The following is a 9593-nucleotide window of genomic DNA, read 5'->3' as shown; positions in this document are numbered from 1 at the left end:
GAACTCCAGCAGCAGCCCGCGCCGACGGTGGCTCGCGCCGAGATCAAGACCTTGCTCATCGCGAGCTGCGGATGGCCGACCGAGGCCATGCAGCCGTCGAGAAGGCAGACGGCAAGGCGTTGAGAAGGCCGCGCCTGCGGCGCCTCAGCGACCTACGAACACGCCGAAGCTGGCCAGGCGGTGCTGAAGCGCAGGCGCCCTGTCTGCACCAGGGTCGACCGACGGGCAAGCTCATGATGCCGCCCTGTTGATATCTAACCTGATGCAGACATGGGCCACGGAAGCCGCGGCGTACCGGGCAGCATGGCGAGCGATGTGAAGGCGGCTCGCCTCTCACAATCCCCCACCTCACGCAAGCCCCACCCACCACGCAGTTCTCCACCATTGATGTGGTTAAGTGTGTGGATAACCGGCCCGTGCCAGGCAAGAAGTGGCGTGGCGCTTGCGCTCCATTGGGATGCCCATCGTTTGAGCAACGGGAGCGTGCTAATTTGCTAACAGCGTTATGTGACAGGAATTTGTCCACCTTGCGGTGACCTGTAGCCCGCAAGGCCTAGACCACAGCCATTCGGGTTTCCCCATATGCTGCGCGCCTTCAACAGAGACGGATCAGCAGGAATGGAACGGGTCAACGCTGCCGCGGTCATCGCGGCTTTTTTGTTTGCGGGCAGCAGCCCGGCACATGCAGACATCCAGGGCGCGGGTGCGTCGTTCCCGTCGAAGGTCTATGCGACGTGGTCCGAGACCTACCAGCGCGACGCAGGTGTGCGCGTGGCCTACAAGCCCACGGGCTCGGGCGATGGGGTGAAGCAGATCACCGAGCGCGCGGTGGCGTTCGCAGGCTCCGATACGCCGCTGTCGCCGGCCGAGCTGGCCAAGCGCAAGCTGGTGCAGTTTCCTACCGTGGTGGGCGGCATCGTGCCGGTGGTTCATTTGCCGGGCCTGGGCGAGCGCGGGCTGCAGCTCGACGGCGGCACGCTGGCCGACATCCAGCTCGGTGACATCGCGCGCTGGGACGACCCGCGCATCGCCGAGCTCAACAAGGGCGTGCGCCTGCCGGCGCTGCCCATCCAGCGCATCGTGCGCGCCGAGAAGTCGGGCACCACCGAGGGCTACACACGCTACCTCTCGCAGGTGTCGGCCGCGTTCAAGACGCAGGTGGGTGACTCGCAGCTGCCCAAGTGGCCGGGTGCGGTGGTTTCGGCGGAAGGCAACGACGGCATGGTGCGTGCGCTCAAGGCCACGCCGGGTGCGATCGCCTACGTGAGCTACGACCGCGTGGTGAACGACCGCCTCGCCGACGTGCGCCTGCGCAACGCCGCGGGGCAGTTCGTGCGTGCGTCGGAGAACGGCTTCCGCTCGGCCATCCGCGAGAGCGAACTGGGCCGCACCGGCAACGACCTGGCCAGCCTGCTCGACCGCCCGGGTGTGGAGACCTGGCCCATCACCACCGCCACCTTCGCGCTGCTCGACGCCAACCCCAAGGCGGCCGATGCGGCGGCCCCGGCGCTGCGCTTCCTGTACTGGTGCTTCCTGCATGGCGACGACCTCACGCGCGGCACCGGCTTTGCGCCGCTGCCCATCGTCGTGCAGGCGCGCATCGCCGCGCGCTTTGCGAGCGTCAAGGCACAGGATGGTCGGGCCTTGCACTACCTGAGCTACTAGCGCGCAACGTCATCGGCCTGCCACGAACGCAGGCCAGCATCGGCGGCTTCTTCCTCCCACCCCAAGGACCGCCATGCGCCTGACCGATTGCCTGCCCTATGCCCTTGCCCCCGTGGCTGCCGCCTTCCTGATCGCCAGCACGGCCCACGCCCAGGTGCTCACCGGCTGGGCGCAGATGCCGGCCACCACCTTTGCCGACGGCCCCACCTCGGGCCAGTTCGCAGCCGCCAACCCCTACGGCACCAACCTGCCGCCGTTTGCGCACCGCCAGCCGGTGCAGGGCTTCTCGGGTGTGCTGGCCGGCCCGCGCAAGAACGTCTTCCACTTTCTGGTGGACAACGGCTTCGGCGCGCAGGCCAACTCGGCCGACGCGCTGCTGCGCGCCTACACCGTCGCCATCGACTGGCGCACGCGCAAGGGTGGTGCCGGCAGCGTGTCCCCGGCCGACTGGCAGACGGGCAAGGAGCGCGACCGCTTCGACGCCGAGACGCGCCTGCAGCTCAACGACGCCAAGCACCGCCTTACCGTGCCCATCCAGGCCGACTACGCCAACTACTACAACAACCCGGCCAACCCGAAGGTCGACCCGAGCATCCGCGCCGGCCGCCTGCTCACCGGTGCCGACTTCGACATCGAGTCCATCCGCCGCGACCGCAACGGCAACCACTGGTTCGGCGACGAGTTCGGCCCCTACCTCATCAAGACCGACGCCCGCGGCACGGTGCTGCGCAGCGAGATCCCCATGCCCGGCGTCTACGCGCCGCAGCACAGGGACGTGGTCGCCGGCAAGGCCGTGGCCAACCTGCCGAGCTCCGGCGGCTTCGAGGGCATGGCCATCAACAAGAGCGGCAGCAAGCTCTACACGCTGCTCGAACGGCCCGTGGCCGGCGACCAGCCGGCCAACACGCTGCGCATCGACGAGTTCGACATCCACAGCGAGTCGTACACCGGCCGGCGCTTCTTCTATCCGCTGGACGCGCAGGGCACCAACATCGGCGACATGGTGGCCGTGGACGACCGCCGCTTCATCGTGCTGGAGCGCAACGGCGGCACGGCCACCACGCCCAACCTCGCGCCCTTCAAGAAGGTCTACCTGGTCGACATCGAAGACGTGGCCGAAGGCGGCGTGGCCCGCAAGTTCGAGCTGGTCGACCTGATGAAGCTCGCCGACCCGCACGACCTCAACCGCGACGGCAGCACCACCTTCAGCTTCCCCTACGTGACGATCGAAGACGTGCTCATCCTCGACCCGCGCACGCTGCTGGTCGTCAACGACAACAACTTCCCCTATGGCGGTGGGCGCGAGCTGGCGTCGGACCACACCGAGTTCCTGCGCATCCGCTTGCCGATCTCGCTGACCGACGACGAGCGCGAAGGCGGGCGCGGCCACGGCAGCGAGCGCGACGACGACTGAAGCGGTCTCAAGAGCATGGGGGAGCCCACTCCCATGCTGCTAGGCTTCGGCACGCCGATCACCGCAGGCCGCGCCGCCATGTATTCCTCGACCTTCATCTTCGCCACCCGACAGCTCGACGAGAGCTTTCACCGTCTCGATCAGGAGATTGCGGCAGCGGCCAAGGCGATCCCGGGCTACCTGGGAGAGGAGTCGTGGGAGAACGCGGCTGCGGGCCTGGTGTCGAACGTCTACTACTGGGAATCCCTGGAGGCGCTCCAACAGCTCGTCCAGCACCCACGCCACCTGGAAGCCAAGGCAGGCCAGGGCAATTGGCTGGCGGGCTACCAGGTCGTCATCTCTCAAGTTCTGCGCACCTATGGGGATTCCGGGCTGAGCCACGTGCTGGCCACCCCGCCGGTGGCCTGACGCACCGTGCGCAGCTTCGCCGCGGCGCTGATGGCTCTTCTTCCCGCGGTGGCGATCGCGTCGGAGTCGTTCCTCGCCGGCCTGGAGCGGCGCCTGCAAGCAGACGGCCCCGACGGCGTGAACACCTACCTGGGCACGCAAGCTGCCGGCATGGCCGAGCTGAACAGGCTCACCGCCGACTGCGCGCCTCAGGCGATCAACATCTCGGTCCGGCTGAGCCGCGGCAATGACCCGAAGGCCAATGATGTGCACAGAGAGGCGCTTCGCATCGCGGTCGGTGCGTGCACGGACTACGTGCTGTCGCAGGTCTCTGTGAGCGAGGTGCCCAAGGTCTGCGCTTCGGCCGCATCGTGGACCGTGAGCCAGACGGCAAGAGAGTTGCGTCGGCGGATCGCCAACATCGAAGCCGACGAGGTGCTTCGTTCGAGCCCGCGCGGCAAGGCATGCGCTGCAGCCTATCGCTTCGAGCTGCACAACACCCGGGTCGGTGTCCGGCTGGGCCAGCCGGGTGCTCGGCCCAGATGAGCACCGCGTTGCCGAACCATCATCGCGGCCCTCACGCTTGCCAGGCCCTTGCACGAGGAACCCCATGCCATTGAAACGCAAGACGACCTCGTCGCATGGGCCAGGCGACCGCAACGGTGCCTAGGGTGGCAGCGCGCGAATGCGCAGCCGTTGGCTCAGGTCGTCGACAAAGGTCTTCGCAGGAAGTGAGAGTGGCCTGTCCTGGCGCCAGACGAGGTACCACCGACCGCGCAGCGGGAACCCCGCGACGGGAAGCAGCGTAAGACCCTCCGAAGCGGGGTCCGCCGCCAAGGTGTGGCGAGACAGCACCGCCAGCCCGAGGCCGGCACGAACGGCATGCTTGATGGCCTCGTTGCTGCCCAGCGCCATGCGTGGTTCCCACACCACGCCTGCCTTCGCGAAGGCCTCTTCCGCGGTCGCTCGGGTGCCGGACCCGGACTCACGGGTGAGCAACGGTTCTTCGGTCAAGTCGGACAACTTCAGTCGCCGCCGACCGGCGAGGTGGTGATCGCGAGGCGCAATCACCACCAGCGGGTTCTCGAGGAAGGGCCAGCGGGCCAGGCGAAGGTGGTCCGGCGGCCGCATCATGGCTGCCATCTCATCGTCCCCGCGTTCCAGCCGCGCAACGACGGCGGCACGGTTTTCAACGGCGAGCTCGATCTGGATCCCGGGGTACTGGCGAGCGAACGGCCCCAGCAGGTCGGGTAGGAAGTATTCGGTCGTCGTCACCGCGGCGATACGCAAACGCCCGCGCTTGAGCCCTTGCAGGGCGGCGGCATCGTCCTCGAACTCCTGCCACGTGGCACCGATGGCGCGGACCGTCTCGGCCAGCCGCTGGCCCACCGCCGTCGGAACAAGTCCTCTTCCGCTTGGTTCGAAGAGCACAACACCCAGCGCCGCCGACAGTTCCTTGAGCTGCGTCGACACGGTGGGCTGCGCGAGGTGAAGCGCCTGCGCGGCACGCACCACGCTGCCCAGGCGCACGACCGCCTCGTGACTCCTCAGCTGCACAAGGCTCGCGCGAGGCGCATTCCGAAGGCCCGGTGGTGCACTCTGTTTCATTGCCTTATCCAATAGTTCTCTTCGGAACATATCACTTGTTCCGACAGATCGCCTGCTTGAGCATTCGCTCCCATGCAGAACTTTCTCGATCCGGCCATCCTCTTCTTCGTCTTCGGACTTCTCGCCGGCACCGTGCGATCCAACCTGGAGGTTCCGCCGCAGATTGCGCGGTTTCTTTCGCTGTACCTGCTGATGGCCTTGGGCCTGAAAGGCGGCTTCGCGATTGCCAAGTCCGGCCTGGGGGCCGAAGTGGCGTTGAGCCTGGGCTGTGCAATGTTGCTGGCGATTGGCGTGCCGTTGCTGGGCTACGCGATCTTGAAGCGGCACATCTCGCGCTTCGATGCCGCTGCGATCGCGGCGACCTATGGATCCGTCAGCGCGGTCACCTTCATCACCGCGGTGCAGTACCTGGAGTCACGGGGCCTCCCGTATGGGGGGCACATGGCGGCCGCCATGGCGCTGATGGAGTCGCCTGCCATCATCATGGCCGTCGTGTTGGCGAACATGGCGCGCCGGCAACAGGGGGCGACCTCCAACGCGCACGGGGTCGGCCTGCGCGGGGTGCTGCACGAGTCCTTCACCGATGGTGCCCAGCTGCTGCTGCTGGGTGCGATGGTGATCGGGCTTGTCACTGGCGAATCAGGGCAGAAAGCCATGCAGCCGTTCTCGGGTGACTTGTTCAAAGGCATGCTCGCCTTCTTCCTGCTTGACATGGGCTTGCTCGCCTCCCGGAACATCAGCGCCCTCAAAGGGCAGTCACCGTGGCTCGTGAGTTACGCGCTCGTCGGCCCGCTGGTTCACGCGAGCCTGGCCCTTGGATTGGCTGCGGCCGTGGGGCTCTCGCCGGGCAACGGAGCGCTCTTGATGGTGCTGGCAGCAAGCGCGTCCTACATCGCGGTACCGGCGGTCATTCGACAGGCCATCCCCGAGGCCAATCCTTCGCTCTACTTCGGCATGTCGCTCGGCTTGACGTTCCCCTTCAACATCATGGTGGGCATTCCGCTCTTCGTCTCCATTGCACACAGGGCTCTCTGAGCGCAGCCGCACATGCATGCACCTCAGGGCGTACGAGGTTGCGGTGTGTCGTGCCGCGGCGGGCGTTCGGCGCTCCGCGCCGCCCACGCGAGCATCACGTTCTGGCCAACGCGGAAAGCTCCGGCAGCAGGAGGCCTTCGTGCAGCGCAACGTACTCCAGGGCCGCTTCGAAGCGGGCCCGTGACTCAGCCGCCACCTGGCGGAGGTAGGCGTGGAGTTGGGCATCGGACACGCTGCGGTGCTCGCACTCGGCGCTGTAGGCCTCGAAGTGCGACAGCTGCACCAGCAGTTCGGTGACGTGTCGCGGGCACTCGCACGCCACAGTCGAAGAGAGGCCCGCAAAGTCGGCCAGAGCGGCGTCGTCCCAGCGGCGTGGCGGCAGGGAGTGTGCTTGCAGGGCGGGCTTCTCAAGGTTCGACGGCGGCGCCTTGAACGTCCACGACAACAGTTGCAGCCATGGCCCCAACACGGCGTCGGGTTGCGGATCACGAAGCAAGGACACTCCGGCGTCAGCCATGGCCTCGCACAACGCGTCGGCGGCAAACCCGTACAGCACCGCTTTCGGCACTTCGGCCAGCGATGGCGCGGCCTTGTCAAGCGACGCCAGCCAACCCTCCTGGAGACGCGGTGCGTGGACCAACAAGAGGTCGACCTCCGAGGACTCCAGTGCCGCGGCAACCTGTCCGGCATCGTCATAAGGGCCCAGCCAGGTCACCGGCCGGCCGATCCGCCGCAACAGCGCCGGCCGTCGCAGCCGGTTGCCCAGCGACGCACCGATCACGGCCACCCGCCACGGGGTGACGGGGGCCTCCCGGAAGGTTTCCGCGAGCTCCTGGCCCTGGGACGCAGCCAATGTCTGAGCGTGGGTCGACGCGACGCGCTGCAGCTCCACCATGCCGAGGGTCGCGACGCTGCCGATGGCGTGGCCCACGTCGGTCAGTTGCTTGATCAGCGCCAGGCGCCGCACATCGTCGCCCGAATACAGCCGTTGTCCGGACGGCGACAACTGCGGCTGCGTCAGGCCATAACGCCGTTCCCAGACTCGCAGCGTCGCGACGGGCATGCGCAGCATCCGCGCCACCGCGCCGCTGCGGTAAAGCGAAGCGCCCCCCGTGCCCGGGGCATTCTGTTTCGATTCTGACGCGATATTTCCCATAGTTGACTCTGTCATGAAGCGCAATTGACCTTGATTATTGGACAAGAACCGCGGCTTATCAGAAGACGAAATGCATATGAAGCGTGTATCCCTATGATGCCCTGATGGCTTCCCATCCCACCAGAACCGTCGCGGTGATTGGCGCAGGCATGGCCGGTGCGGCTTGCGCCCACGGGCTGGCCCTCGCAGGTCACGCCGTGCACGTCTTCGACAAATCACAAGGGCCCGGGGGCCGAATGGCCACCCGCCGCTTCCAGTGGGTCGAACGTGGCGGCCAAGCCGGTTCGACGCGACTTGACCATGGCGCGGTGGGCATCACGGCCCGCACGTCTGCCTTCAAGGCATTTCTCGCCGACGCGATACGCGTCGGCGACCTGGCCCCATGGATGCCCTCGATGGCCGAAGGCAGTCTGCCGCTCGAAGCCGGCGAGCAGTTGTACCTGCCATTGCCGGACATGCCTGCGCTGTGCCGCCGCTTGCTGGCGGGCATACCGGCCACCTGGTCATTCGCCGTCGACGCGTTGCATCGCAGTGAGCTTGGGTGGGAAATCGAGGCGGCAGGGGCCTGTCATTCCACGCGCTTCGACGTCGTCGTCCTTGCGATCCCGCCGGCGCAGGCCGCGCCCCTGCTCGGGCCACATCGGGTCGACTGGAGTCGGCACGCGGCCGTCGCGCCGATGCAGCCGTGCTGGACCTTGATGGGTATCGCCGATGGGCCAGACTTCGCAACGGCCTGGGATGCTGCAAGGCCTCCGACCGGCCCACTCGCCTGGGTGCTGCGCAACGATGCCCGCCCCGGCCGGGAGCGGGCGGCGGGCAAGGCCCACTGGGTCGTCCACGCCCGCGCCGGCTGGAGCCGCCGCTACCTCGAGCAGCCTGCGGGGTGGGTTCAGCTGCAGCTCCAGGCGGCGCTCGGCGACTGGCTCGGCCAACCCGTCGACTGGCATCAAAGCGCTGTGCACCGCTGGCGCTACGCACTGCCGGTGGCAGATCCTGCACAGCCGACCGAGTCGTGCTGGTGGGACGCGACCCGGGGGCTGGGCGCCTGCGGCGACTTCCTGGGCGGCAGCGGCGTCGAGGGCGCATGGTTGTCCGGGCGCGCGTTGGCCACGGCGGTGCTGCAGGCGCAAGACGCCGCTCATCGGTCCACCTCGTCCGTCGTCGCCCATGCCTCACCCCCGATGCTGGCCGCTCGCTGAGCCTCTCCTCTTGCCGACGGACCTCGACAGCGCAATGCACCTCTCTCACCCCAGCCGCCGTGCCGTGTCGTCGGCGCCTGACGCCCGCGGCAACAAGGCCACCCTGCCCAGCAAGCCCTGCACGGCATGTGGCCGGCCCATGAGCTGGCGCAAGCGGTGGGCGAAGAACTGGCCGGAGGTGAAGTACTGCTCCGACGCGTGCCGTCGAACCAGGCGCCGGGGTGGCTGACGTGCGCAACCTGGTTGTCGTGCTGGGCGACCAGCTCGACCTTGACGCCTCCGGCTTCGACGGCTTCGACGCGGATGTCGATGCGGTCTGGATGGCCGAGGTGGGCGAAGAATCGACCCACGTCTGGTCGAGCAAGGTGCGCATTGCGCTCTTCCTCACCGCGATGCGTCACTTCGCTTCGGCGCTGCTCGCAGCCGGCCGACACGTTCACTACACACGCATCGAGTCGCATGCCCACGCCCGCACACTGTCCGCCCAGCTGCAGGCCGACATCCAGCGCCTTCGCCCGGCCCGGTTGGTGATGACCGCCCCGGGTGAATGGCGGGTGCTGCAGGCCATCAAGGAGGTGGCGCATTCCAGCGGGCTGCCGCTGGACATCCGGGAAGACCGCCACTTCTTCTGCAGCGTTCGTGACTTCGCGGCGCACGCAAAGGGACGCAAGACACTGCGCATGGAGTTCTTCTACCGCGAGCAGCGAAGGCGCCAAGGCATCCTCATGCAAGGCGCGGGCGATGATGCGCAGCCCATCGGCGGCCAATGGAACTATGACGCCGACAACCGCGAAGCCTTCGGCGCCCACGGCCCGGGCGACCTGCCGCCGCGCACCTGCTTCGAGCCCAACGCCATCACGGGCGAGGTCATCGAACTCGTCCAAACGCACTTTGCCGGCCATCCGGGCCGCCTCGACGGCTTCGCCTGGCCTGTGACGCGCGAGCAGGCACTGCAGTCCTTGCAGGCCTTCATCGAGCAGCGACTGCCTCGCTTCGGCCGCTACCAGGACGCAATGTGGCCGGGCGACCCGTGGCTTTATCACGCGCAGCTCTCGGCCGCGCTCAACCTCAAGCTGCTCAATCCCCGGGAGGTGGTGGCCGCAGCCGAGGCCGCATTCCATGCGGGGCA

The 9593-nt window shown here is 67.5% G+C and carries 10 protein-coding genes; 8 read left to right on the top strand and 2 right to left on the bottom strand.

The annotated features are described in order from the left end of the window. Positions 1-618: 618 nt before the first annotated feature. From pstS to VFL64_RS19105, 4 genes are all read left to right on the top strand, one after another. Positions 619-1665, top strand: a complete 1047-nt coding sequence (pstS, locus tag VFL64_RS19120; RefSeq protein WP_489541972.1) for a phosphate ABC transporter substrate-binding protein PstS — start codon at positions 619-621, stop codon at positions 1663-1665. Between the two features lie 73 nt (positions 1666-1738). Further along, complete coding sequence (locus tag VFL64_RS19115; protein WP_489541971.1) at positions 1739-3079, top strand: esterase-like activity of phytase family protein; 1341 nt, start codon at positions 1739-1741, stop codon at positions 3077-3079. A gap of 78 nt (positions 3080-3157) precedes the next feature. Then, positions 3158-3487, top strand: coding sequence for an antibiotic biosynthesis monooxygenase family protein (locus VFL64_RS19110; protein ID WP_489541973.1), 330 nt, complete (start codon positions 3158-3160; stop codon positions 3485-3487). 6 nt (positions 3488-3493) lie between these two features. Then, positions 3494-4012 (top strand): hypothetical protein, encoded by a 519-nt coding sequence (locus VFL64_RS19105; protein ID WP_489541970.1) that lies wholly within the window; start codon positions 3494-3496, stop codon positions 4010-4012. 120 nt (positions 4013-4132) lie between these two features. Here the strand turns inward: VFL64_RS19105 and VFL64_RS19100 are convergent, their stop codons facing one another. Continuing rightward, complete coding sequence (locus VFL64_RS19100) at positions 4133-5074, bottom strand: LysR family transcriptional regulator (protein ID WP_489541969.1); 942 nt, start codon at positions 5072-5074, stop codon at positions 4133-4135. A 72-nt stretch (positions 5075-5146) separates the two neighbouring features. On the opposite strand from VFL64_RS19100, the gene VFL64_RS19095 reads away from it, so the two are divergent. Then, complete coding sequence (locus VFL64_RS19095; RefSeq protein ID WP_489541968.1) at positions 5147-6109, top strand: sodium-dependent bicarbonate transport family permease; 963 nt, start codon at positions 5147-5149, stop codon at positions 6107-6109. 94 nt (positions 6110-6203) lie between these two features. Here the strand turns inward: VFL64_RS19095 and VFL64_RS19090 are convergent, their stop codons facing one another. Further along, positions 6204-7265 (bottom strand): MerR family transcriptional regulator, encoded by a 1062-nt coding sequence (locus VFL64_RS19090; RefSeq protein WP_489541967.1) that lies wholly within the window; start codon positions 7263-7265, stop codon positions 6204-6206. Positions 7266-7369: 104 nt separating this feature from the next. Here VFL64_RS19090 and VFL64_RS19085 point away from each other — a divergent pair, with 104 nt between their 5' ends. From VFL64_RS19085 to VFL64_RS19075, 3 genes are all read left to right on the top strand, one after another. Further along, positions 7370-8464 carry an NAD(P)/FAD-dependent oxidoreductase gene (locus VFL64_RS19085; protein WP_489541966.1) on the top strand — a complete coding sequence of 365 codons (1095 nt, stop codon included), beginning with the start codon at positions 7370-7372 and terminating at the stop codon, positions 8462-8464. A 34-nt stretch (positions 8465-8498) separates the two neighbouring features. Next, positions 8499-8693 (top strand): DUF2256 domain-containing protein, encoded by a 195-nt coding sequence (locus tag VFL64_RS19080; protein WP_489541965.1) that lies wholly within the window; start codon positions 8499-8501, stop codon positions 8691-8693. Further along, a partial coding sequence (locus tag VFL64_RS19075) for a cryptochrome/photolyase family protein (RefSeq protein ID WP_489541964.1) occupies positions 8686-9593 on the top strand: 908 nt, incomplete at its 3' end. The genes VFL64_RS19080 and VFL64_RS19075, both read left to right, overlap by 8 nt.

The sequence above is a fragment of the Rhizobacter sp. genome (genome assembly GCF_035702065.1).
Lineage (GTDB): Bacteria > Pseudomonadota > Gammaproteobacteria > Burkholderiales > Burkholderiaceae_C > Rhizobacter.
The sequence above is the reverse complement of the archived record's forward strand: the minus strand, read 5'-3'. Positions and strand labels throughout refer to the sequence as shown.

Bases quoted from the DNA above. Each gene is read 5' to 3' on its own strand.
- pstS (WP_489541972.1), top strand. From the start codon at position 619: ATGGAACGGGTCAACGCTGCCGCGGTCATCGCGGCTTTTTTGTTTGCG.
- VFL64_RS19115 (WP_489541971.1), top strand. From the start codon at position 1,739: ATGCGCCTGACCGATTGCCTGCCCTATGCCCTTGCCCCCGTGGCTGCC.
- VFL64_RS19110 (WP_489541973.1), top strand. From the start codon at position 3,158: ATGTATTCCTCGACCTTCATCTTCGCCACCCGACAGCTCGACGAGAGC.
- VFL64_RS19100 (WP_489541969.1), bottom strand. From the start codon at position 5,074: ATGAAACAGAGTGCACCACCGGGCCTTCGGAATGCGCCTCGCGCGAGC.
- VFL64_RS19095 (WP_489541968.1), top strand. From the start codon at position 5,147: ATGCAGAACTTTCTCGATCCGGCCATCCTCTTCTTCGTCTTCGGACTT.
- VFL64_RS19090 (WP_489541967.1), bottom strand. From the start codon at position 7,265: ATGGGAAATATCGCGTCAGAATCGAAACAGAATGCCCCGGGCACGGGG.
- VFL64_RS19085 (WP_489541966.1), top strand. From the start codon at position 7,370: ATGGCTTCCCATCCCACCAGAACCGTCGCGGTGATTGGCGCAGGCATG.
- VFL64_RS19080 (WP_489541965.1), top strand. From the start codon at position 8,499: ATGCACCTCTCTCACCCCAGCCGCCGTGCCGTGTCGTCGGCGCCTGAC.